The following is a 23,820-nucleotide window of genomic DNA, read 5'->3' on the forward strand; positions in this document are numbered from 1 at the left end:
TGAAGACTCACAATCACCCCGAAGGGCAATCAGTCATAGACACAAGAGTCAAATCACTAGCAAAAAAACTCAAACTAGCTATACAACACTGGATCACCGCAGACGGAAGAATGCGATGTCCAGCAACAACCACCCCACAAAAGTGAAGTGGTCGCACCAAATATTATTTGGCACTGACATTCATCGGCACACTGTTGAGTTCTCAAAGAACACGCACACACCATCGATCCCGAACCTTCCGGTCCGTTCACTCCGGGGTGACTGTTCATCCGAAGGCCTTCCGGCTCTCGGGCACGGTTCCAAACCTTACCAGAAGGTTTCGAACCAGTGAAATCTGCAGGCGCCTTCGTCCAACCTCGTTGTCCCGTTCCTTTCGGCCCGGGTCGGTGTCCGTGTCGCTCTGACCTGGAATAAGTTACGCGAACATCGTCGAGAACGCCAAATCACCTGTTCAACGCGTGTTTCTCGGCTCGGAAACGGTATCGGAGGGTGCTCAAGGCACCCAGTACTTGGCGGCAAGATGCTGGACGATCGGGTCGTCCTCCTCGGCCTGCTCGAGCATCGCGAGATCGCTGCGGATATCCATGAGCCGGGGGTCGTCCCCCTCGGCGTCGCCGATCGGCCGGCCTCCGTCCTCGGCGCGCTGCCGCAGGATCTTCTCCCGAACCCGGTCTTTCAACGACTCAGCCATGAGAGAAGCATGCTGCGCGGTCACCGCCTTGTCGAGGATTTCGACGCCGTGTCAACCGTCGCGGTCGCTCCGTCTCAACGGTCGCGGTTACGGAAGACCCGGATCGCCATGGGCAGCACCACAGCGAGAGCACCGATGATCAGGACCAAGGAGAACAGTTCCATCAACATGCCTCCATCATCCGCGCACAACGCGCAGGACGCAGACAACGTCGAAGGCCCCTCACCGTGGTGAGGGGCCTTCGTGGAGCTGCCTGTCGGAATCGAACCGACGACCTTTTCATTACGAGTGAAATGCTCTACCGACTGAGCTAAGGCAGCGAGCCTTTCGGCGTCCGAAGTCTAGCGGACTACCCCCACCCCGATGCAAACCGGCACTTCGGCTACCGGAATGCTCCGCTCAGCCTGGCCGCGAGCGCCGCAAGGGCAAACCGGGGTTTGACGTTCTGAGCGAGCGCTTCCCGGCAGTCGAGGATGGCCTCGATGCACTCGAGCAGCGCTTCCGGCCGGGTTCTCGACGCGAGGTCGGCCGCGCGATCCGACATGTCCGGATGGTTGAGAGTGACCCGTGATCCGAAGGCGTGCACCAGCGCGTCCCGGTACAGGCCGGCGAGATCGATGAGGGCCCGGTCCATGATGTCGCGTTCGGTGCGCGTCTTCCGCGACTTCTGGGTGCGTTCGAGTTCCTTGAGCACCCCCGCCGAACCGCGAAGCGCGCCCGCGGCCCCCTTGCCGGTACCGCCGGCACCGAGCGCTGTCTTCAATTCTTCCGTTTCGCGTTCGTCGCGCTCGGCGCTGATCTCCTTCGCCTCGGTCTCTGCACTGCGGCCGAGCTCGTCGGCCGCGGCGTAGGTAGTGGCGGGCCGGAGGACCGCGCCTGCGACGGCGAGGGCACGCGCCCGGTTGTCGCGGGCGCCCTCGTCGACGGCGAGTCGCCGGGCTCGCCCGACGTGCCCCGCGCTGACGGATGCGGCCCACTGTGCCGTTTTCGGATCGATGTCGTCGGTGGCTTCGAGAACACGTGCGATGGCGTCGACGCTGGGCGTCACCAACCCGACGTGGCGGCAACGGGAACGCAGCGTCACCGAGATGTCCTCGGGATCGACCGACGGCGCGCACAGCAGGAAAACCGTTCGCTGCGGTGGCTCCTCGACCACCTTCAGCAAAGCGTTCGCGGCCCCTTCGGTGAGACGGTCGGCATCCTCGATCACCACGACCTGCCATCGCCCCGTGCTGGGGCGCCGCGACGCGACCTGCACGATGTCGCGCATCGACTTGACGCTGATCGTCAGTCCCTCGGGCACGACCCGCCGCACGTCGCCGTGCGTGCCGGCCATCGTGGTGGTGCATGCGTGGCATCGCCCGCAGCCGGGAGTCTCCTCATCGGTGCACTGCAGCGCGGCCGCGAAGCACAGCGCCGCGACGGAGCGCCCGGATCCGGGAGGGCCGGTGAACAGCCACGAGTGCGTCATCGCCGACCCCGTGTCGCCGCGACGGGCGGCAACAGCAGCCGCGACGAGTTCGGTCTCGACATCACGTTGACCGACGAGACGATCGAAGACCCCGGGCATGCGCTCAGCCTAACGATCGGCTCCGACCGATCCGTATCACGTGTCCGGAACATTCAAGACGGGCGTGGTTCCGGAGCCCTACCGTCGGGCCATGACCATTCACTTCTCCGCGGTGGGACTCGTCGTCGCCGACCTCGATCGGTCCTTCGCGTGCTATCGCGTGCTCGGCCTCGACCTGCCCGCCGAAGCTCCCGAGGTGCCGCACTTCGAGGCCATGCTCCCCGGTGGACTGCGCCTGATGTGGGACACCGTCGAGTCCGTCCGCAGCTTCGACCCGACGTTCGAACCGTCGTCCGGAAGCGGGGCGGCTCTGGCGTTCGACTGCAGCTCCCCGAGCGCGGTCGACGAGACGCACGCCGCATTGATCGACGCGGGGTGCACCTCGACGAAGGCCCCGTGGGACGCGTTCTGGGGACAGCGCTACGCGAGCGTGCTCGACCCCGACGGCCATACCCTCGACCTGTTCGCCGCGCTTCCGGGGTGACGCCGGACCAGTTCCCCGAGGGTGACGCCTGAGAGCGCACGCACCTCCCGGGCGAGATGCGCCTGGTCGCTGTACCCGCACTCCGCCGCGACACGGGAGAAGTCGTCACCGGCGCGGGCGCGGGCGACCGCCCGACGGAACCGCAGCACCCGCGACAACATCTTCGGTCCGTACCCGTAGGCCCGGACCGATCGTCGGCGCAGCGTTCTGTCGCTCCAGCCGAGGTTCGCCGCGAGTTCCGTGACGGCCGTGCCGGAGGCCAGTGCCCGCGCGAGGTCGGCCATCGGATCGTGTTCGTCGACCGCCTCGCGGACGGCGCCGATCAGTGCGCCGACGGGATCGTGCTCGGCGCGACCCGCAAGGAGCCGGACACGGCGTGACGACCACAGGCCGTCGAGCGGAACCCGCCGATCGGTCAGCTCGCTCGCGTCGACGCCGAAGAACCGCGGCCCCACGCCCGGTTCGAAGCGGACCGCCGTCAACGGCTGCCTCGTCGCCAGATCGGAGAACTGCGACGTCGTGTCGGGGCCGGCGACGAGGAAGCCGTCGGCGTGCCGGATGAGGTCCGTGCATCCGTCCGGCAGCACGTGGGTACCGCCCACGCGGGCACCGGACGGCTCGGACCGCCACAGCGTGACGCCGGGCAATCCCGACGGTCGTTCGCGATACACACCGTGAGGCTAACGGCGTGATCCGACGAGAACGGTCAGTCGGTCGTCTTCTTCGCTGCGGCCTTCTTCGTCGTCTTCTTCGCCGTGGTCTTCTTGGCCGCCGTCTTCTTGGCGGTGGTCTTCTTCGCCGCCGTCTTCTTCGCGGTCTTCTTGGCCGGGCCGCGCGCGCGGCGGTCGGCGAGCAGTTCTGACGCCCGCTCGTCGGTGATCGTCGTGACCTCGTCGCCCTTACGGAGGCTCGCGTTGGTCTCACCGTCGGTGACGTACGGACCGAAGCGGCCGTCCTTGATCACCATCGGCTTGCCGCTCACCGGGTCGGTGCCCAGCTCGCGCAGCGGCGGTGTGGCCGCGGCCTGCCGGCCGCGCCGCTTGGGTTCCGCGTAGATCTTCAGCGCCTCCTCGAGGGTGACAGTGAAGATCTGCTCCTCGTTCGCAAGCGACCGCGAGTCGGTGCCCTTCTTCAGGTACGGACCATAACGGCCGTTCTGAGCGGTGATCTCGTCGCCGGACTCCGGATCGGTACCCACCACGCGCGGCAGCGACAGCAGTTTCAGGGCGTCGTCCAGCGTGACCGTGGACAGGTCCATCGACTTGAACAGCGAACCCGTGCGCGGCTTCGGGCCGGCCTTCTTGGCGGTCTTCTTGGCCGGAGCCTTCTTCGCTGCCTTCTTCGCGACGGCCTTCTTGGTGGCGGTCTTCGTGCCGCCCTCCCCCTCGGACCCGAGTTCCTCGACGGGGATGGGCGTGACGTCGGGCTCGGGCTCGGGTTCCGGGTCGGGGATCAGTTCGGTGACGTAGGGACCGAAGCGGCCCTCACGCGCGACGATCTCGTAGCCGGTGGACGGATCGACACCGAGAACACGCCCTTCCTGCGGCGTGGAGAAGAGCTTCTCGGCGTACTCGAGGGTGAGCTCGTCCGGCGGAAGGTCGTCGGGCAGGTTGGCGCGCTGCGAGGTCGGCTCGGCCTCGGGATCGTCGGGATCGGTGATCATCCGTTCGAGATACGGACCGAACCGGCCCACCCGCACGTGGATCTCGCGACCCTCGGAGTCGTCGAACAGGCGGATGGAGTTGATCTCGCGGGCATCGATGTCCTCGAGGTTCTCCCCCACCAGCTTCTTCAGACCACCCTTGCGGGCGACCGACTCCTCGTGACCGTCGTCGCTGCCGAAGTAGAACCGCGTCAGCCAATCGGTGCGCTGCCGGTGACCGGAGGCGATCTCGTCGAGATCGTCCTCCATCCCCGCCGTGAAGTCGTAGTCGACGAGCTGAGCGAAGTGCGCCTCGAGCAGGCCGATCACGGCGAACGCCACCCACGAGGGCACGAGTGCGCTACCGCGCTTGTAGACGTAGCCGCGATCGAGGATCGTCTTGATGATCGACGCGTAGGTCGAGGGCCGGCCGATCCCGAGCTCCTCGAGCGTCTTGATCAGGCTCGCCTCGGTGTACCGGGCGGGCGGATTCGTGGAGTGACCGTCCGGATCGAGCTTCGTCGCGGTGACGGACGCGCCCTCGGACAGGTTCGGCAGACGCGACTCCGCATCGTCCGACTGTCCGCCGGCCTCCTCGTCGACACTTTCGACATAGGCCTTCAGGAAGCCCGCGAAGGTGATGGTGCGACCCGACGACGAGAAGGTGCACTCCTCGCCGGTGCCCGCGGTGCCGGTGATGCGCAACGTGAGCGTCGTGCCCCGCGCGTCGGCCATCTGGGAGGCGACGGTGCGCTGCCAGATGAGCTCGTAGAGCTTGAACTCGTCGCCGTCGAGACGCGAGTGCAGCTCGCCGGGGGTGGCGAAGACGTCGCCGGCGGGACGGATCGCCTCGTGCGCTTCCTGCGCGTTCTTGACTTTGCGGGTGTACTGGCGCGGCGTCGGGTGGACGAACTCGGCGCCGTACAACTGGGTGGCCTGTGCGCGGGCCGCCGCGATCGCCGACTCCGACAGCGTCGTGGAGTCGGTACGCATGTAGGTGATGTAGCCGTTCTCGTACAGGCGCTGCGCCGTGCGCATCGTGCGCTCGGACGAGAACCGCAGCTTGCGGCCCGCCTCCTGCTGCAGCGTCGACGTCATGAACGGGGCGTACGGCTTGCGCGTGTACGGCTTGCTCTCGGCCGACGACACCGTCAGCGCGGCACCGGCGAGTGCCTCTGCGAGGCGGCGGGCACGGTCCTCGTCGAGGACGACGACGCCGTTCGACTTCAGGTTCCCGTCGGCGCCGAAATCACGACCCGACGCGACCCGCGCACCGTCGACGTTGACCAGTCGGGCACCGAACGAGCGGGGGCTTGCGTCGGCACCGGCGTCCATCGTGGCCGCGATGTCCCAGTACTCGGCGGACGTGAACGCCATGCGCTCGCGTTCGCGCTGGACGATCACGCGGGTCGCCACGGACTGCACGCGACCCGCCGACAGGCGGGGCATGACCTTCTTCCACAGCACCGGGCTGACCTCGTAGCCGTACAGGCGGTCGAGGATGCGGCGGGTCTCCTGCGCGTCGACCAGGTCGTTGTCGAGGTCGCGGGTGTTCTCGGCGGCCGCGCGGATCGCGGGCTCGGTGATCTCGTGGAAGACCATGCGCCGGACGGGCACCTTGGGTTTGAGGGTTTCGAGCAGGTGCCAGGCGATGGCTTCGCCCTCGCGGTCGGGGTCGGTGGCGAGGTAGAGCTCGTCGGCGTCCTTGAGCAGGCTCTTCAGTTCCGAGACCTTGGACTTCTTGTCGGCGCTGACGACGTAGAGCGGTTCGAAGTCGTGGTCGACGTCGACACCGAGGCGCGCCCACGACTCGCCCTTGTACTTGGCGGGGACGTCCGCGGCACCGCGCGGCAGGTCGCGGATGTGCCCGACCGAGGCCTCGACGACGTAGTCGCGGCCGAGGTAGGGGGCGATCTTCCTCGCCTTGGTCGGGGACTCGACGATCACGAGCCGACGCGTGCCCGACGAACCGCCCGCAGTGCTCTTCTCCCGTGCTGCCACCGTGCCGCCCGCACCTTCCCTCATTGCCGACATGTCGCCTTGTTCGAAGACATGTATACCGACCCGTTCCCCAGACGCGGCCACACACAGGGTCGCACATCCTCGGGGAACGGCTCTTCACGAGTGATGATCACCCGGTTCCACGTACGGCCAGATCCGGCGTGCCGCGTCGGCGTCCGGAGGTGCGCCGATGTTCTCGACGAGCCTCGTCAGTCGCTTGCGACCGGAGATCCTCAACCCGGGACCACCGGTGCCGTGCGTACCGATGAGAGTCGGCGCGATTCCGGCGCGCATGAGCGCCTGCGCCAGGGAGGCATGGGTCTCGGGAGCGGCCGGATCCAGACCGAGAACATACTGTGCTCCCTCGACCTCCATACGACCGGACGCGAGGAACCAGGCGCGCTGGGCCCGCGAGGACGGAACCCAGCCGTCCGGGACCGTCTTGGTGTGGTCGCCGATCCACTGGGTGGCGAGCGGGACTAGAGCGCCGGCGGAGGCCGTGCCGACGGTGAACAGATCGCCGTCGGCGACGATGTCCGCCTCCACTCCTGTATCGGTCACGAGCTGGGCGATGGCACGAGCACGCCATTCGGCGTCGACCTCCACGGTCAGCACTGCGCCGTCGTCGGTGAGACGCGCGCGTCCGTGCGCCGCGAGCAGACCGCTCAGGTCGGCCGGAGCCGGCGGCATCGTGTCGGCGCCGAAGAAGGACAGTTGACTCACGGGTCCTCCTCTCGCGACTCCGCGAGCGCGACGAGCGAGGTCGTACGCTCCTTCGCGCACACCTCCCGGAAAATGCATCGTCCCCCATCACCTGAGGCGACGGGGGACGATCGGGCGAGGTTGTCGACCTTGCCCGGTTGCTCGCTCGAGCGGGTGGATCAGATTGCGCGCACGCCGGTGGCCTGCGGGCCCTTGGTGCCCTGACCGACCTCGAACTCGACTCGCTGGTTCTCCTCGAGGGTGCGGAAGCCGGAACCCTGGATCTCGGAGTAGTGAACGAACACGTCGGCGGAGCCGTCCTCAGGAGCGATGAAGCCGAAGCCCTTCTCCGCGTTGAACCACTTCACAGTGCCCTGTGCCATGCTTTTCCTTCTCTTTCTAACACCGGATTCGACGAACCGCCGGGTACGCGATCCGCCAGGTCCCGGTTCCGACCGCTGTACTTCTGGAGTCCCCCGTTGGAAGAGCTAAAGCACCGCGCTCGCAACCATCGATCCTGCGAGCGTGCACTTTTCCAAGTCTACGAACACAGAAGCTGCGACCGGGTGTCAGTCAACCACGTTCCGGGCACGGGCAACAGTAGGAATGGGCACAAACGTGCCAATCCTCTGATCTTGTTCACGTCTCGGTAGCATTACCCAGGGGTAGTTGTTGCTCCCATGTTACGGGCGGGCACTGATGCCACACTCGTCCCGGATCTCGGCCCCCACTCGTATCCGACAGACCTCGTATCCGACAGACCATCTCGTTCGACCCGCGGAGTACTGCGTGACCGGCTCGCCCTTCCTCCCCAGCGGCGACGCCACCCCCACCTACGGTCGCGAGCTACTCGAGCGGCTGCTCGCAGGCACCCCGTCGGGCGAGTCACCGCTGACCCACGTCGCGGAGATCCCGGCTCGGCCCGCCCGTCACAGCGACTGGCCGCAGTGGGCACACGACGACGTCGTCGCCGCGTTCCGAGGACAAGGCGTGCAGCGTCCGTGGCACCATCAGGCGAGTGCCGCCGACATCGCCGCCGGCGGCGAGCACGTGGTCGTCTCCACCGGCACCGCGTCCGGCAAGTCGGTGGCCTACCAGCTTCCCGTCCTCAGTGCCCTCGCCGACGACCCGCAGGCCACGGCCCTGTACCTGTCGCCCACCAAGGCGCTCGGCGCCGACCAGTTGCGTGCGGTCACCGAACTGACCTCCGATATCGACGCACTGTCGACCGTGTGCGCGTGTGCCTACGACGGCGACACGTCCACCGAGATCCGGCAGTGGACGCGACGGCACTCACGCTGGATCTTCACCAATCCCGACATGCTGCACCTGTCACTGCTGCCCGCGCACGCACGATGGGCCCGGTTGTGGCGTCGTCTGCGGTACGTCGTCGTCGACGAGTGCCACTCCTACCGGGGCGTGTTCGGATCGCACGTCGCATGGATCCTGCGCCGGCTCCGGCGCGTGGCCCGCCGCTACGGCGCCGATCCCGTCTTCGTGCTCGCCTCCGCGACGACCGCAGAACCCGGGGCCGCAGCGTCCCGCCTCATCGGCGCTCCCTGCCGGGAGGTCACCGAGGACGGTTCACCGCACGGACCTCGCACGGTCGCCATGTGGGAGCCGCCCCTGCTGCGCGAGGTGACCGGCGAACACGGCGCCCCGGTACGCCGGGCCGCGGGCACCGAGGCCGCGCGTCTGCTCGCCGACCTCGTCGTCGAAGGCGCCCGCACGCTGGCGTTCGTCCGGTCGCGCCACGGCGCCGAACTCGCCGCCATGGGTGCACGCCGGCTTCTCACCGAGGCGGCACCGGATCTCGTCGACCGGGTGGCGGCCTACCGGGCGGGTTATCTCGCCGAGGACCGCCGCGACCTCGAGTCGGCGCTGTCCGACGGACGCCTGCTCGGGGTCGCCAGCACCAACGCCCTCGAACTCGGCGTGGACATCGCCGGTCTGGACGCGGTGATCGTCGCCGGTTTCCCCGGCACGGTGGCGTCGTTCCGGCAACAGGGCGGTCGCGCCGGACGCCGCGGGCAGGGTTCGCTCGTCGTGCTGGTCGCGCGGGACGACCCACTCGACACCTATCTCGTGCACCACCCGCAGGCACTGCTCGACCGGCCGGTCGAGGCGACGGTCACCGACCCGAACAATCCGTACGTGCTCGGTCCCCAGCTCCTCTGCGCCGCAGCCGAACTACCCCTCGGCGACGCCGAGGTCGACGAGTTCGGTGCGCTCGACGTCCTCACGGCCCTCGCGGAGCAGGGCCTGATCCGTCGCCGGCCGCACGGCTGGTTCGTCACCCCCGGTACGCAACCGCACGGCGATGTCGAGATCCGCGGCGGGATCGGCCATCAGATCTCGATCGTCGAGGGCGACACCGGTCGCATGCTCGGTACCGTCGACGCCGTCCGGGCGCCCGCGACCATCCATCCCGGCGCCGTGCACCTGCATCAGGGTGAGACATTCGTGGTCGACGAGTTGTATCTCGAGGACGGCATCGCCTTCGTGCACGCCGAAGATCCGGAATGGTCGACGAGCGCTCGGGAGATCACCGACATCTGCTGCATCTCCGTCGACGAACGACGGGAGTACGGACCCGTCACGGTTGCGTCCGTGAGGGTCGAGGTGACGCACCGGGTGGTCGGCTATCTGCGCCGCCTGCCGTCGGGAGAGGTGCTCGATCAGATTCCCCTCGACATGCCCGAACACACGCTCGACACCCGCGCGGTGATGTACACGATCGAACCCGACCTGTTCGGCAGGATCGGGGTGACGCCCGATCGCGTGCCGGGCGCCCTCCACGCCGCCGAGCACGCCGCGATCGGCCTGCTCCCCCTGCTCGCGACGTGCGATCGCGGCGATATCGGCGGCGTTTCCACCGATCTGCACCTCGACACCGGGCTGCCCACCGTCTTCGTCTACGACGGGCAACCGGGCGGTGCCGGATTCGCCGACCGTGGTTACCACCGGATCGTCGAGTGGCTCAGCGCCACCCGCGACGCGGTTGCAGCCTGCGAATGTGCCGCGGGATGCCCGTCGTGCGTGTACTCCCCCAAGTGCGGCAACGGCAACGATCCTCTCGACAAGGCCGGAGCGGTCGCCGTCCTCGACGCCGTTCTCGCTGCTATCGAGAGGCCCGGGCCGCTCGGGTCCTGATCCCGTGCTCCTCTCGCCCGGGCCTCGTCGACCACCCGAAGCAGTACCGGTTCAGGACGCCGATGCGCCCCTCCATCCGATCATCCGGCAGGACCCGCCCGCGCCACGGCGGACGCCTCCCTGTCCCCGAAGAGGGGCGACACCGGGACGGTGACCTCGACGATCGCGTCCCACCGATCGATATCGCAGCGCCGCAAGCGCACTCGCATCCGCGAGGTGATCGGTTCACTCGCCTCGCATGCCGTCACGACACCTCGGTCCAGCGCCGAGGCCACCGCCACCGCGGCCAGGTCGGCCGCCGCCTGGGCACGATGACGTGCCACGACAACCGATCCGACGTGCAGCAGAGTCGCCGTGAGTGCGATGAGGCCGGCCATCACGGCACAGCCCATCACGCTCGCGCTTCCGTCGTCGCCGACGAGGGACCGACCCGACTTCATCGCGTCCCTTCCGGCTCCCGCGCCGCCACCGCCTCGGCTGTCAGGGTCAGCAGCGGAAGCAACGGGCTCTCGGCGGTCACGGTCACCACGATCAAGTCCCCCTCCTCGCGCACCGCCACGCGTGCGTCCGGGGGCGCGACGCGCGCGGCCACGTCGAGCGCCCGTTCCTGATCGCCCCGCGCCGTGAGGCGGGCCGCTTCGCGTGCGGCGTCGTGGCACCGCACCTGATACGCGATGCCCAGTACGGCACCGAGGCACAGCACGAGCACCGAGACCAGGCTTGCGATCGCAAGAGCCGCTTCGACGGTGACGCCTCCGCGGTCTTCACGGACGAAGACCGTAACCGACTTCCGGAGAACGCTTTTCGGTTCCGGAGCCTTCACACCGATGTGTTCAGTGCTCGTTCGACGATGCCCGTCAGTGCGGAAACGATCGAGTCGCCCGTCACCACGGTGTACAGCACGGCCCCGAACGCCGCCGCCGCTATGGTGCCGATCGCATACTCCGCCGTCGACATGCCGTCGTCCTGCGCGACGAACCCGCCGATCCGACCTCGCCATCCACGTACGAACTCCGAGGTCGTTGCTCGTTCTTCCATCTTCGGTCCCCTCCCATTCGTGCAGCGCGGACCGTCCGCGCCGACATTCACATCAGCCCCGCACCCAGGACGTCCCGCGCCAGGCCGACGACGACCGGCACGATGCCCAGGCATACGAAGGCGGGCAGAAAGCACAATCCGAGGGGACCGCTCACGAGCACCCCCGCACGATCGATCTCGGCGGCCACCCGGTCCTCCGTCTCGGCGCGATGCCGGGCCGCGAGTTCGGCGACAGTATCCGACAAGGGCGCACCGGATTTCGCGGATCGTCGTGCCGCGCGCGCGAAGTCGTCCAGCGCATCGGTAGTTCCGGATCCCTCCCATGCCCCGGCCGGATCGGCTCCCAACGCCAACCGGTCGGCGCCTCGACGCAGCGCCGCCGCGAGTTCCGGCGGAGCCGATTCGGCGACGACCCGCGCGGCGGCGCCGGCCGGCATCCCCGCGCGCAAGCACGCCGCGAACAGATCGAAGGCGGCGGGAACCGCATGCGGATCGATCACCGGATCCGGCGCGGTGCGCCCGGCGACATCGGATCTCGCGAAGGAGAGACGTTCCGCACCGCGGGGAACGGGCACGACGACGAGCGAGGCCGCTCCCAGCACCACCGCCCAGGTCGCGCTCATGACGCCACCCGGGCCGCGATCCGGTCCGTCCACAGCAGACCCGCACAGACCAGCACCGTGCCGACGACGAGCATGACTCCTCCGAGACCACCGGCGAGAAGGATGGTGAGCGGAGATGCACCCATGAGCTGCCCGAGACCGACCCCGAGCACCGGTAGTCCCGCCAGGACCGACGCCGTGGCCCTTGCACCGGCGAGCCCGGCCTCCGTGCGGGCGCGGATCCGCATGCGTGCGGCCAGATCGACTCGTGCAGCGCCGAGCAGCTCGGCGAGAGCGAGACCGTGACGGTCGGAGACCGACCACGCGTCGGCCACGCGAACCAGGCTGTCGGCGACACCGCCACCATCCGGCGATGCTGCGGCCGAACGTAATCCGTGTGCGGCCGATCCGCCGAGCCGCGCCCGTGCCGCAGCGACCCGGAACGCCGCGGCGACGGGACCGGCCGTCTCCCGGGCGGCCGTTTCGCATGCGTCGGCGGGATGCGTGCCCACCCGCAGCTCGGCGATCACGGTGTCCAAGCCGGACAACAGCATTCGCCGATGATGATCGAGTTCGGCTGCGCGGTTCCGGGCTCGGCCACGCCACATCACGGTCGCGACGACCGTCGCAGCGGCCGCGGCCGGCGTGATCCCCGCCCACATCACGATCGTCGCGCCCACCGCGACCACCGCCCCGAGGACGAGAGCACGCGGCACCGGACGCGGAATCACCTCGGGTATTCCGCGTCGCAGCCGGCGACGGGCCGAGAACGACGGCAGGACGACCAGCGCTGCCGCAAGGCACAGAATCGCCGCGTTCACGGCGCGTCCCGCCGACGCAGTGTTCGTTCGAGGACGTCCATGCCGTGCTCGCTGCCGCGATCGTGTGTCCATGCGGGCGTGACGATCACACCCGCGACCGCGTCGCGTTCGACCACGCCGATCTCCACGAGACGCCGCACTCCGTCGGTACCGCGGTGCACGTGCAGGACCACCTGCACCGCGGCGACGAGCTGACTGTGCAATGCGGGCCGGTCGAGGCCACCCAGCGCAGCGAGGGCCTCGAGCCGGGCAGGCACCTCGTCGGGCGAATTGGCGTGCACCGTCCCGGCGCCGCCGTCGTGACCCGTGTTCAATGCGGTCAGAAGATCGACGACCTCTGCGCCTCGCACCTCCCCGATGACGATGCGATCCGGTCGCATCCGCAGGGCCTGCCGCACGAGATCGCGGACGGTGACCTCGCCGACGCCCTCGACGTTCGGTGCACGCGCGACGAGCCGCACCACGTGCGGGTGGGCCGGAACCAGCTCGGCGGCGTCCTCGACGCAGACGATGCGTTCCGCCGGGGCGACCGCACCGAGGAGCGCCGCGAGCATGGTCGTCTTCCCTGCCCCGGTGCCCCCGACGACGAGGAAGGCCAACCGGGCACGCACGATGCGGAGCAACAGCTGATAGGCGACCTCGGAGACCGCTCCGCGGTCGCGCAGCGCGTCGAGCCCCTGGGTCGCGGGTCGCAGGACCCGCAGCGACAGGCACGTCCCACCCTGCGCGACCGGCGAGAGCACCGCGTGCAGCCGGACGCCGAACTCGCCGTGTCCGGGCAGCCTGCCGTCGACCCACATCTGGGCGTCGTCGAGGCGGCGCCCGGCGAACAGCGCCAGTCGCTGTGCGAGTCGTCTGACCGCCGCTTCGTCGGGAAAGGTGACATCGGTCAGGCGCAGCCCGTTGCCGTGATCCACCCAGACGCGGTCGGGTGCGGTGACGAGCACGTCGGTGGTCGCCGGGTCCGCCAGGAGATCCTCGAGCGGACCCGCGCCGGTCAGTTCGGTTTGCAGATGTCGCAGGGCCGCAAGGAGATCGGAGTCCCCGAGCACCCCACCGGATTCGGCGCGCAGGGCGGCGGCGACGCGGGCGGGGGTGAGGTCTCCCGCCTCGTCGGCCAGCCGGTCGCGGACCCGGCCGAGGAGCTCGTCTCCGAGGATCCCGCTCATGCTGCCCGCCTCCGACCGGCGTGGTCGACACCGACGGCCGCCAGCACGTCGTGCGCCGCACCGAGCAGCGGCGACCGTGGCCGCAACCGCAGGCCGCCGTGTTCGAGCCTTTCCGTCAGGCCGGGCTCGGGACGCATCGCGGTGAGCACGTCCACGCCCACCGCGTCGGCCACGTCGGCGGCTCGCAGGCCACCGGGTGCAGGTCCGCGGACGACGACCCCTGCCGGTTCGCCACGGGCCGCGAGCGTGCGGGCGACCCGGGCAGCCGAGAGCACCGCGCCGATACGGGCCGGCACCACGAGAACGGTGAGGTCGGCCAGTGTGATCACCGCATCGGCGACGGGGCCGAAGCTACGTCCCACGTCGCACACGACGGTCGTTCCTGCTCCTCGCGCCGCCTCGACGACCGACCCGGCGGCTCCGGCGGTGAGCCGTTCGTTGTTCTCGCGGTCGGTGGACAGGACTCCCACGCCGGACGACCAGACGGGCACGGCGTCGCGCAGGGCACGCGCCGAGATCCGGCCTCCGTCGACGGTGAGACCTGACCACCGCACACCGGGGTGTTCCTCGAGTCCGGTCAGGACATCGAGTCCCGCGCCGAACGGGTCGGCGTCGACGAGCAGGGTGTCGCGTCGCTCGTCGTGCCCGGCAGCCCAGGCCAGCGCGGCTGCGAAGGTCGACGCCCCCGCTCCCCCACACCCTCCGACGACCGCGAGGACGACGCCTGCACCGGACGAGGGTTCGCCGGCGGCCGCGATGATCGAGAGCAGTTCCACCTCCTCGGACGGGAGCGCGAGGACGTGTTCGGCGCCGACGGTCGCGGCGGCCTGCCATTCCGTCAGGTCGGCGGTTCCGCTGCACACGAGGATCACACCGGGGCGGCGCGGATACCCACCCGCGCACGACACGGCAGCAGCGGCGTCGAGGACGACGATGGGCGCGTCGGTCCACGCTCTGCGTGGCACCGGCACGGACATCTCGTGCAACGTGCGGTCGGCCGCCGCGACCACGCGACGGAGGTCGGCGACCAGCGCGGGATCGTCGACCAGTCCGAGGATGTCGTTCATGCCCGACAGGCTGCCGCGCCACGGAGTCCGGGACGCCGCGAGAACGGTGCCGGAAGCCCTACCTGTGGATGAATCGGGGGGCTGTGGACAACCGGCGCGTCCGCGACATTCGCAGGTCGCTGCGCAGGATCCGGGGTGTAAGGACGGTACGGGGATCGGCAGGTAACGACCTCCGACAAAGCGACAGCCCTCGCCAGGGGGGAGGAGGCGAGGGCCGTCTGCGTTCAGCCCCGGGGGGTCGGGCTGACCACAACCCGAGTATCGACCCGGGCATCCGCGATAGTACACCGTTAGGCGCGACTACTTGCAACTTCAAACACCGGCGCGCCGCGCGCCGGGCACTTCGAAGTCCGCGCGCACCTATTGTGGTGATCGTGACCGACACGTCCGTGAATCCGTCCCGACCGGCCCCGTCGACGGGGGACTCACCGGACGCGACTCGCATCGCAGCGTTCTTCGATCTCGACAAGACCGTCATCGCCAAGTCGAGTGTGCTGGCCTTCACCCGGCCGTTCTTCGAAGAGGGTCTCCTCAGTCGCCGGGCCGTGCTGCAGAGCACCTACGCCCAGCTCCTCTACCTGTTGTCGGCGGCCGATCAGACCCGGGTGGACCGGATGCGCGAACACATCGCACACATGTGCAAGGGCTGGGACGTCGAGCAGGTCGGATCCATCGTCGAGAAGACCCTGCAGGACGTCGTGACGCCGCTCGTCTACGCGGAGGCGAAGGATCTGATCGCCGACCACCGGGCCCGTGGTCACGACGTGATCATCGTGTCGGCGTCGGGTCAGGAAGTGGTCACTCCGATCGCGCGGACACTCGGTGCCTCCCACAGCACGGGGAGCCGGATGCGCATAGTCGACGGACGGTATGCCGGCGAGCTCGAGTTCTACTGTTTCGGAGAGGCGAAGGCGGTCGCGATCCGCGAACTCGCCGATCGATACGGCTACGACCTCTCCCGCAGTTACGCGTACTCCGATTCGGCCACCGACCTGCCGATGTTGCTGGAGGTCGGCCATCCGCGTGCGGTCAACCCGGATCGTCCGTTGCGTCGGGCGGCCACCGAAAATGGTTGGCCCGTTCTCATTTTCGCCCGTCCTGTGCCGCTCGGGCGGCGCGCCCGCCCCTCGCCGCGTGCCCTGGCGACGCTCGCCGTCACCCTCGGTGTGACCGCACTGATACTGGGTGCCACGCGTCGCCTGACCGAACACCGGATGCGTTGACACTCAGGGTCACTCGCCGCGAGAGCAGAACCGAAGTGATGACGTCGGGGGCTTGCCCACATCTCCCGGACGGGGTAGAAAGGAGTTACGGAAGGACGGAAGGCCAAGACCGAATCGGAAGAGAAGATTCGATCTCCCGACTGTTCTTCCCAGCACGGACACCGAGTACCCACGCGAAGCCGATGCCACTATAAGGGCACAAGCGTTGTGGGCCTGCGAGTTCCGGATTTTCGAAGACAAGTACCCCGCACCCGTTGCGAGGACGAATCGACGATACCCGGATCATCGCCGAGGCCGTTGAATCACAACCCATTTCAGCACGCATGGTAACTCGGACCGCCCGTGCTAGCGGGTGGCGGAATCGATCTCGATCGATATGCCACCCGCTTTCGCGTGTGGGGACATCTCCCCACTCAGCCGGCGAAAGCCTCCGCGATCGACGTGGCCTCACGGGCCCCGGCCTCGAGCGACCCGCAGCAGAACAGCACCCAGCCGCCGACACCCTCCACGGTTCCCGCCCCGAATCCGGCGACACCGTCGCGGTAGGCCTGCAGGCGGCGCATCCAGTGCACCTCGGGCACGCCGAGATTGTGCGTGTCGAGTCCGGACGCCACGCACACCAACCGGGACGCCGCCCGCGCTACGACACCGTCGGCGACACCGAACGGCTTCAGAACGGACAGTTCGCCGTGCACGACCGCCGCGAGAACCGGCGCCGGGGCGTTCGTCCCGCCCGTGACGAGTTGCGCGAGCCCGTCGAGACGCTCGGCGACGCCCGGTTCCGTGCGCGGACGACCCAGGTCCTCCGCGTCCTCCACCAGATCGGCCGCGGCGAGCAGGTGGAGACGGGCGAGCGCCTGCAGCGGAGCGCGACGCCAGGTCGCGACCATGGTGCCGAGCGCATCACCGTCGAGCGCCTGCGCGACCCGCAGTGCTCCGGCCAGGATCGGGTCTCCGCTCTCCCCCGGTCGGGGAAGTTCCGTCGACCCGCCGTCGATCGACGCAGAGGCACGTGCAGCCCGCACCGATGCCTCCGCAGCGGTGTTCGCCCACCCCCGCCGGTTGGTCCGATGCCGGTGCACCTCGGCGAGCGCGTCGCGGGCGCGGTCTGCGGCGTCGCGCACGCCCGGAAGGTCGACGAGAGGCTGAAGAGGGTCGGTCACGTCGACGACGGTACCGCCGCCCACGCGTCGAGCGGCCGAGAGGTTCACCGGTCGTGCCGGAAAGCCGTTCGTCGCGCGAATTCGACCGATGAGCGAAAGTGACGGGGTTGCATATCGATGCAACGGTGCGGTGCCGGTCACAGATGATTACGCTCACAAGAGCCCGAATGGAACCACCCGGAAAGAGGCCCCGCATCATGACGAGCGCAGCCCAGGAGCACGAATCGAAGGCGTACCCGCCGAGCCCGGAGTTCACCGCCACGGCCAACGCCGGTCCGGAACTGCAGGCCGCGGCCGACGCCGATCGGCTCGGATTCTGGGACGAGCAGGCGAAACGACTCGACTGGGCACAGCCCTGGACGGAAGTGCTCGACTGGTCGAACGCTCCGTTCGCGAAGTGGTTCGTCGGCGGCGCGCTGAATGTCGCCTACAACTGCGTCGACCGGCATGTCGAGGCCGGTAACGGCGATCGGGTCGCCATCTTTTTCGAGGGCGAGCCCGGCGACAGCCGATCGCTGACCTACAACGACCTCCTCGCCGAGGTCTGTCGCGCCGCGAACACCTTCACCGAGCTCGGTCTGGTCGCCGGCGATCGCGTCGCGATCTACATGCCGATGATCCCCGAGGCCATCGTCACGATGCTCGCGTGCGCGCGCCTCGGCCTGACTCATTCGGTGGTGTTCGGCGGCTTCTCGTCGTCGGCGCTGCGGTCGCGCATCGACGACGCGCAGGCCAAGCTGCTCGTCACGGTCGACGGCCAGTGGCGTCGTGGCCAGGCCGCGCCGCTCAAGAACGCCGCCGACGAGGCCGTCGCCGACGCGAAGTCGATCGAGCACGTGCTGGTCGTCGCGCGCACCGGCATCGACGTCGAGTGGACCGAGGGTCGTGACCTGTGGTGGCACGAGACCGTCGAGAAGGCGTCCCCGGAGCACGAGGCGCAGCCGTTCGACTCCGAGCATCCGCTGTTCATTCTGTACACCTCGGGCACCACGGGTAAGCCGAAGGGCATCATCCATACCTCCGGTGGCTATCTGACCCAGGCCTCGTACACCCACCACTACGTCTTCGACCACAAGCCCGGCAAGGACGTCTACTGGTGCACCGCCGACATCGGCTGGGTCACCGGCCACAGCTACATCGTCTACGGCCCGCTGAGCAACGGGGTCACGCAGGTCGTCTACGAGGGCACCCCCAACTCGCCGAACGAGCACCGGCACTTCGAGATCATCGAGAAGTACGGGGTGTCGATCTACTACACCGCCCCGACGCTCATCCGCACCTTCATGAAGTGGGGTCGCGAGATCCCCGACGCCCACGATCTGTCGTCGATCCGTCTGCTCGGCAGCGTCGGCGAGCCGATCAACCCGGAAGCGTGGCGCTGGTACCGCGAGGTCATCGGCGCGGATTCGGCCCCGATCGTCGACACCTGGTGGCAGACCGAGACGGGCGCGATCATGATCTCGCCGCTGCCCGGCATCACCGCCACCAAGCCCGGCTCGGCTATGGCTCCGCTACCCGGCATCTCGGCGAAGATCGTCGACGACGAGGCCGAGCCTCTCGGTCCGGGCGGTAACGGTTATCTGGTCCTCGACGAGCCGTGGCCGGCGATGCTGCGCGGCATCTGGGGCGACGATCAGCGTTACCGCGAGACCTACTGGTCGCGCTACGCCGAGCAGGGCTGGTACTTCGCCGGCGACGGTGCGCGTTACGACGAGGACGGCGCGCTGTGGGTGCTCGGTCGCGTCGACGACGTCATGAACGTCTCCGGCCACCGCATCTCCACCTCGGAGGTCGAGTCGGCGCTCGTGTCGCACCCGTCCGTCGCCGAGGCCGCGGTCGTCGGCGCCGCCGACGAGACCACCGGTCAGGGCATCGTCGCGTTCGTGATCCTGCGCGAGCATGTCGAGAACACCGGCGACACGCTCATCAAGGAACTGCGCGATCATGTCGCGGTGGAGATCTCCCCGATCGCCAAGCCGCGCCAGATCACCGTGGTGCCGGAGCTGCCGAAGACCCGCTCGGGCAAGATCATGCGCCGCCTGCTGCGCGACGTCGCCGAAGGCCGCGAGCTCGGCGACACCTCGACGCTCGTCGACCCGGCCGTCTTCGACGCGATCCGCGGCAAGTAGTCCCGAACGACGAGAAAGGCCCCTTCCGGATCGGATCCGGAAGGGGCCTTTCGCGGTCTGTGCGACTACACCTCGTCGAGCGACCGGTCGCGGGTCTCCTTGACGACGAGCAGCGCGACGAAGGTCGTCGCCGCGGCGATCAGCAGGTAGATGCCCACCCACCCGACGCCGTAGCTCGTGGCCAGCCAGGTCGCGATGAAGGGGGCCACCGCGGCACCGAGGATGCTCGACACGTTGTACGAGATTCCGGAACCCGTGTAGCGGACGTTGGTCGGGAACAGCTCGGGCAGGATCGCGCTCTGCGGTCCGAAGGTCAGACCCATCAGCAGCATGCCGACGATGAGGAAGAACAGCATGCGGCCGGAGCTCATGCCGCCGCTCGACAGCAGGAACTGGAAGCACAGGCCGAACACCATGATCGCGCCCGTGACGACCAGCAGGGTCGAGCGGCGACCGTAGCGGTCGGCGAGCCACCCGGCGGCGGGAACCGCCGCGGCGAAGAACAGCACCGCGACCAGCTGCAGCACGAGGAAGTCCGCGTACTGGAAACCGGCCCCGTGGCCACCTTCCTCGGGGGTCTTGCCCGTTCCGAAGCTCAGAACCCAGGTGGTCATGATGTAGAAGAGCGTGTACGTCGCGAGCATGACGAAGGTGCCGATGATCAGCTCACGCCAGCTGTTCTTGAACACCTCGGCGAGCGGCGTCTTGACCTTCTTGCCCTCGGCGACGGCCTTGGCGAAGACCGGCGTCTCCTCGAGCTTGAGCCGCACGTACAGCCCGATGATCACCATGATCGCGCTGAGCAGGAACGGAATGCGCCAGCCCCATTCGAGGAAGGCGCTCGACAGGTCGGGGTCGCCGTTGTCGTGCCCGAGCAGCAGCGTGATGATCAGGAACAGGCCGTTGGCTCCGATGAAGCCGATGGGTGCGCCGAGCTGCGGCCACATCGCCGCCCAGGCACGTTTGCCGGGCTCGGCCGTCTCGGTGGCGAGCAGGGCCGCGCCGGACCATTCCCCGCCCAGGCCCAGTCCCTGGCAGAAGCGCATGAGGGCCAGCAGGGCCGGCGCGATGAGCCCGGCCTGATGGTAGGTCGGCAGCAGACCGATGAGGAAGGTCGCGATCCCCATCGTCAGGAGCGAGCCGACGAGGGTGACCTTGCGGCCGATGCGGTCGCCGAAGTGCCCGAAGACCACGGATCCGACCGGACGGGCGACGAAGGCGATGCCGAAGGTCGCGAGGGAGGCGAGCAGCGCGGTCGTGCTGTTGCCCTGCGGGAAGAACAGGTGCGGGAACACCGAGACGGCGGCTGTCGCATAGATGTAGAAGTCGTAGAACTCGATGGACGTGCCGACCATGCTGGCGACGACGATCCGCCGGCGCGGGACACCCGCGACGATCGAGGAACCGCCGTCCTCCACTCCGACCGATGTGCTCACTGAACCAACTCCAGAACTTGAAACCAAATGGTGAGAAAAAATCCCAACTGCTAGGAAAAGTGAACACCCCGGTTTCCGTCTCCCGCAAATCGGACACCCTGGGTCTGCCCGACCCGTACCCCGTTAGACTCCTGACGGGGTGTGCCGGGAAGTCTGGTCGGCGACGGCTCGGCCGTGCCCGCATTCCCCCGACCGAAAGACACTCGTGTCCGACACCTCCTCGCCCACCTGGACCGCACCTCTGGGTCGTTTCCTCCGCACCGAGACGGTGGGTGGTTCGCTGCTGCTCATCGCCGCAGCGATAGCTCTGATCTGGATCAACTCCCCGTTCGGGGACTCCTACATCGCGCTGCGGGACTTCACCTTCGGCCCGGAATCCCTGCACCTGCACCTCTCGGTGGGCGACTGGGCCAAGGACGGCCTGCTCGCCGTCTTCTTCTTCGTCGCGGGCCTCGAGCTCAAACGCGAACTCGTCACGGGTGAACTCGCCGACCGCAAGAAGGCGATCCTGCCCGTGATCGCAGCGGCCGGCGGCGTGATCCTGCCGGCCCTCATCGCGGCCTTCGTCGGCTGGGGTGCACCGGGAATGGACCGGGGCTGGGCGATCCCGGTCGCCACCGACATCGCCTTCGCGCTCGGCGTGCTCGCTCTCACCGGTTCCCGCATCCCCACCAGCGCCCGAGTGTTCCTGTTGAGCCTGGCCGTGGTCGACGACCTCATCGGCATCGCGCTCATCGCGATCCTGTTCACCTCGGGGCTCGCCGTCGTGTGGTTGCTCGCCACGGTGGCCGCAGCGGCCGCGTACCGGTTCGCGCAGCAGAAGCGCGTCACCACCCCGTGGTTGTACGTACCGCTCGCACTGTTCACCTGGTACGCCATGCACAGCGCCGGTATCCACGCGACCGTCGCCGGGGTCCTCCTCGGCCTGCTCACACGTGTACGCAACGATCCCGGCGAGGACTACGCACCCGCCGAGCGGCTGGTCCATCGCATCCAGCCGTGGTCCGCCGGCCTGTGCGTTCCGCTGTTCGCCCTGTTCGCTTCGGGCGTGCCCATCGGTGCGCAGATGCTCGGCGAGGTGTTCACCGATCCTGTCGGCCAGTCCGTCGTCCTGGGTCTACTCGTCGGAAAGACCGTCGGGATCTTCGGCGCGACCTGGATCGCGATCCGGTTCGGTCTCGCGACCCGCCCGACCGGGCTGATGTGGGGCGATGTGTTCGCGCTCGCCGTGATCGGCGGCATCGGATTCACGGTGAGCCTGCTCATCGCCGAACTCTCGCTCGGCGACATCCACGGCGGCGAGCCCGCCGAGATCGCCAAGGCCGCCGTACTGGTGACGTCTTTGATCGCCTCCGTCATCGGGTCGGCGCTACTGTTACGGCGTGGGCGCGCCCACCGCCAACGGAACGAACCAACCGAAGGGGTCGAGTAGTGAGCGTGACGAACGCGAATCGTCCGGAGAACGGAGTCCCGTCGAGCATCTCGGGCATCCCGTTGACGAAGGTGGACGCTCCGACGCCCCGCGACGCCAGTGTGGGCGAACTGGTGCGCGATGCGGCGACACAGCTGTCCACCCTGTTCCGCGCCGAGGTCCAGCTCGCCAAGGCCGAGGTGACCGGTGAGGTCAAGAAGGGCGTGCAGGGCAGCCTGTTCTTCATCCTCGCGCTCGCCGTGCTGACCTTCAGCTCGTTCTTCTTCTTCTTCTTCCTCGCCGAACTGCTCGACATCTGGGTGGCGCGCTGGCTCGCCTTCCTCATCGTCTTCCTGATCATGGTGGTGGTGACCGCCCTGCTGGCCTTGATCGGCTATATGCGGGTGCGCAAGGTGCGCGCACCCAACAAGACCATCGACTCGCTCAAGCAGACCGCGTCGATCCTCCCGAACAGCCAGGACGGACACGACTCGGCCGGCCCCCGCCACGCCGCGCCGCGTCACGCCACCCGCTGACCACCGGATCGTCAGTGCCCGTCCCCGACCCGTCCACGGTCCGATATCCCGGACCGTGGACGCATCGAGACATCCACGCCAACGGCATCCGATTCCATGCCGTCGAAGCCGGCCCGCACGACCCGGACACACCGCTCGTGGTGTTCGTGCACGGCTTCGCCGACCTGTGGTGGTCGTGGCGCCACCAGCTCACAGCCTTCGCGGAGCTCGGCTACCGGGCCGTGACCGTGGACCTGCGCGGTTACGGCGACACCGACAAGCCGCCGCGCGGGTACGACGGATGGACGCTCTCGAACGACATCGCGGGTCTGATCCGCGCGCTCGGCCACACCGAGGCGATCCTCGTCGGTCACGCCGACGGGGGCCTCGTGTGCTGGGCGACCGCGGTGCTCCATCCCACTCTCGTGCGGGCGATCGCGGTCGTCGACTCCCCGCACCCGATCTCGCTGCGCGATGCGACGCTGCGCGACCGCGCGCAACGCAAAGCCCTGCTGCCGACCTTCCTCGCCTACCAGCTGCCGTGGCGCCCCGAGCGGAAACTGGTCCGCGACGACGGCCGGGAGATCGAACGGCTGATGCGCGTGCGCTGCGGCCCCGACTGGCGACGTACCGGCGAGTTCGCCGAGGTCGTCGACCGGCTTCGTTCAGCGATCCGCATCCCGGGCACGGCCCACCTGACCCTCGAATACCAGCGCTGGGCATTCCGCAGTCAGTGGCGTCCCGACGGGCGCCGGTTCATGAAGGCCATGGACGTCGAGCTCACACTGCCGATCCTGCAACTCCACGGCGCACTGGATCCCTACGTCCTCGCGGCGACACTCCGCCGCTGCGTGCGACACGCCCCCGGTCGGATCCTGAAGTTCGTCGACGGGGCCGGCCACTACGCCCACCAGGAAAGGCCCGACGCGGTGACGGCGTTGCTCGCCGACTTCCTCCGCACGCTCGACTGAATCCGCCCCGGGTGGGCGGCCGGACGATGCGG

The 23,820-nt window shown here is 68.6% G+C and carries 22 protein-coding genes and 1 tRNA gene; 7 read left to right on the forward strand and 16 right to left on the reverse strand.

From position 1 onward, the window contains the following. Positions 1-493: 493 nt before the first annotated feature. The 3 genes from A8G18_RS03825 to A8G18_RS03835 form a co-directional block, all read right to left on the reverse strand. Positions 494-691 carry a hypothetical protein gene (locus A8G18_RS03825; protein ID WP_026003667.1) on the reverse strand — a complete coding sequence of 66 codons (198 nt, stop codon included), beginning with the start codon at positions 689-691 and terminating at the stop codon, positions 494-496. 244 nt (positions 692-935) lie between these two features. After that, positions 936-1,011, reverse strand: a tRNA-Thr gene (locus A8G18_RS03830). 62 nt (positions 1,012-1,073) lie between these two features. After that, positions 1,074-2,261 (reverse strand): DNA polymerase III subunit delta', encoded by a 1,188-nt coding sequence (locus A8G18_RS03835; RefSeq protein ID WP_064062798.1) that lies wholly within the window; start codon positions 2,259-2,261, stop codon positions 1,074-1,076. 91 nt (positions 2,262-2,352) lie between these two features. Between A8G18_RS03835 and A8G18_RS03840 the strand changes: the two genes are divergently transcribed. After that, positions 2,353-2,745 carry a VOC family protein gene (locus A8G18_RS03840; RefSeq protein WP_026003063.1) on the forward strand — a complete coding sequence of 131 codons (393 nt, stop codon included), beginning with the start codon at positions 2,353-2,355 and terminating at the stop codon, positions 2,743-2,745. Here the strand turns inward: A8G18_RS03840 and A8G18_RS03845 are convergent. The 4 genes from A8G18_RS03845 to A8G18_RS03860 form a co-directional block, all read right to left on the reverse strand. Beyond that, positions 2,682-3,416 carry a helix-turn-helix domain-containing protein gene (locus A8G18_RS03845; protein WP_064062799.1) on the reverse strand — a complete coding sequence of 245 codons (735 nt, stop codon included), beginning with the start codon at positions 3,414-3,416 and terminating at the stop codon, positions 2,682-2,684. The genes A8G18_RS03840 and A8G18_RS03845 overlap by 64 nt on opposite strands. A gap of 35 nt (positions 3,417-3,451) precedes the next feature. Next, complete coding sequence (gene topA / locus A8G18_RS03850; RefSeq protein ID WP_425337686.1) at positions 3,452-6,412, reverse strand: type I DNA topoisomerase; 2,961 nt, start codon at positions 6,410-6,412, stop codon at positions 3,452-3,454. 93 nt (positions 6,413-6,505) lie between these two features. Continuing rightward, positions 6,506-7,111, reverse strand: coding sequence for a hypothetical protein (locus A8G18_RS03855; RefSeq protein ID WP_064062800.1), 606 nt, complete (start codon positions 7,109-7,111; stop codon positions 6,506-6,508). A gap of 158 nt (positions 7,112-7,269) precedes the next feature. After that, a complete protein-coding gene (locus A8G18_RS03860) occupies positions 7,270-7,473 on the reverse strand; it encodes a cold-shock protein (RefSeq protein ID WP_005515803.1) in 204 nt (67 codons plus the stop codon). Between the two features lie 406 nt (positions 7,474-7,879). On the opposite strand from A8G18_RS03860, the gene A8G18_RS03865 reads away from it, so the two are divergent. Continuing rightward, positions 7,880-10,243 (forward strand): DEAD/DEAH box helicase, encoded by a 2,364-nt coding sequence (locus A8G18_RS03865; protein WP_064062801.1) that lies wholly within the window; start codon positions 7,880-7,882, stop codon positions 10,241-10,243. Positions 10,244-10,323: 80 nt separating this feature from the next. Here the strand turns inward: A8G18_RS03865 and A8G18_RS03870 are convergent, their stop codons facing one another. Genes A8G18_RS03870 through ssd form a run of 7 tightly spaced genes read right to left on the reverse strand, consistent with a single transcriptional unit; the run spans position 10,324 to position 14,940 of the window. Next, entirely contained in the window at positions 10,324-10,683 is a 360-nt protein-coding gene (locus tag A8G18_RS03870; RefSeq protein WP_064062802.1) for an Rv3654c family TadE-like protein, read from the reverse strand. Then, positions 10,680-11,066, reverse strand: coding sequence for a TadE family type IV pilus minor pilin (locus A8G18_RS03875; protein ID WP_172506075.1), 387 nt, complete (start codon positions 11,064-11,066; stop codon positions 10,680-10,682). The genes A8G18_RS03870 and A8G18_RS03875 overlap by 4 nt, the downstream gene beginning before the upstream one ends. Next, positions 11,063-11,281 carry a DUF4244 domain-containing protein gene (locus A8G18_RS03880; protein WP_064062803.1) on the reverse strand — a complete coding sequence of 73 codons (219 nt, stop codon included), beginning with the start codon at positions 11,279-11,281 and terminating at the stop codon, positions 11,063-11,065. Before A8G18_RS03880 ends, A8G18_RS03875 begins: the two co-directional genes overlap by 4 nt. A 47-nt stretch (positions 11,282-11,328) precedes the next feature. Continuing rightward, positions 11,329-11,904: a type II secretion system F family protein gene (locus A8G18_RS03885; protein WP_016935618.1), complete on the reverse strand. Its 576-nt coding sequence runs from the start codon at positions 11,902-11,904 to the stop codon at positions 11,329-11,331. Continuing rightward, positions 11,901-12,704, reverse strand: a complete 804-nt coding sequence (locus A8G18_RS03890) for a type II secretion system F family protein (RefSeq protein WP_064062804.1) — start codon at positions 12,702-12,704, stop codon at positions 11,901-11,903. Before A8G18_RS03890 ends, A8G18_RS03885 begins: the two co-directional genes overlap by 4 nt. Beyond that, on the reverse strand, positions 12,701-13,873 hold the full coding sequence (locus tag A8G18_RS03895; RefSeq protein WP_064062805.1) for a TadA family conjugal transfer-associated ATPase: 1,173 nt from the start codon (positions 13,871-13,873) through the stop codon (positions 12,701-12,703). Before A8G18_RS03895 ends, A8G18_RS03890 begins: the two co-directional genes overlap by 4 nt. Further along, complete coding sequence (gene ssd, locus A8G18_RS03900; protein ID WP_016934348.1) at positions 13,870-14,940, reverse strand: septum site-determining protein Ssd; 1,071 nt, start codon at positions 14,938-14,940, stop codon at positions 13,870-13,872. The genes A8G18_RS03895 and ssd overlap by 4 nt, the downstream gene beginning before the upstream one ends. A 368-nt stretch (positions 14,941-15,308) precedes the next feature. On the opposite strand from ssd, the gene A8G18_RS03905 reads away from it, so the two are divergent. Further along, entirely contained in the window at positions 15,309-16,163 is an 855-nt protein-coding gene (locus A8G18_RS03905; RefSeq protein ID WP_425337687.1) for an HAD family hydrolase, read from the forward strand. Between the two features lie 413 nt (positions 16,164-16,576). On the opposite strand, the gene A8G18_RS03910 is transcribed toward A8G18_RS03905, so the two are convergent. Next, the gene (locus tag A8G18_RS03910; protein WP_064062893.1) at positions 16,577-17,326 is read right to left on the reverse strand and encodes a Fic family protein; all 750 of its coding nucleotides are present in this window, start codon (positions 17,324-17,326) and stop codon (positions 16,577-16,579) included. 197 nt (positions 17,327-17,523) lie between these two features. Between A8G18_RS03910 and acs the strand changes: the two genes are divergently transcribed. After that, complete coding sequence (gene acs, locus A8G18_RS03915; protein WP_064062806.1) at positions 17,524-19,455, forward strand: acetate--CoA ligase; 1,932 nt, start codon at positions 17,524-17,526, stop codon at positions 19,453-19,455. 65 nt (positions 19,456-19,520) lie between these two features. Here acs and A8G18_RS03920 read toward each other — a convergent pair whose 3' ends face one another. Continuing rightward, on the reverse strand, positions 19,521-20,891 hold the full coding sequence (locus tag A8G18_RS03920) for an MFS transporter (RefSeq protein ID WP_064062807.1): 1,371 nt from the start codon (positions 20,889-20,891) through the stop codon (positions 19,521-19,523). 205 nt (positions 20,892-21,096) lie between these two features. Between A8G18_RS03920 and nhaA the strand changes: the two genes are divergently transcribed. Genes nhaA through A8G18_RS03935 form a run of 3 tightly spaced genes read left to right on the forward strand, consistent with a single transcriptional unit; the run spans position 21,097 to position 23,788 of the window. Then, a complete protein-coding gene (gene nhaA, locus A8G18_RS03925) occupies positions 21,097-22,323 on the forward strand; it encodes a Na+/H+ antiporter NhaA (RefSeq protein WP_064062808.1) in 1,227 nt (408 codons plus the stop codon). After that, positions 22,323-22,838, forward strand: coding sequence for a phage holin family protein (locus A8G18_RS03930; RefSeq protein WP_016934631.1), 516 nt, complete (start codon positions 22,323-22,325; stop codon positions 22,836-22,838). The genes nhaA and A8G18_RS03930 overlap by 1 nt, the downstream gene beginning before the upstream one ends. Before the next feature lie 14 nt (positions 22,839-22,852). After that, positions 22,853-23,788: an alpha/beta fold hydrolase gene (locus A8G18_RS03935; protein ID WP_064062809.1), complete on the forward strand. Its 936-nt coding sequence runs from the start codon at positions 22,853-22,855 to the stop codon at positions 23,786-23,788. Positions 23,789-23,820: the final 32 nt, after the last annotated feature.

Origin of the sequence: Rhodococcus gordoniae (genome assembly GCF_001646655.1) — a bacterium.
Taxonomy (GTDB): Bacteria; Actinomycetota; Actinomycetes; order Mycobacteriales; family Mycobacteriaceae; genus Rhodococcus; species Rhodococcus gordoniae.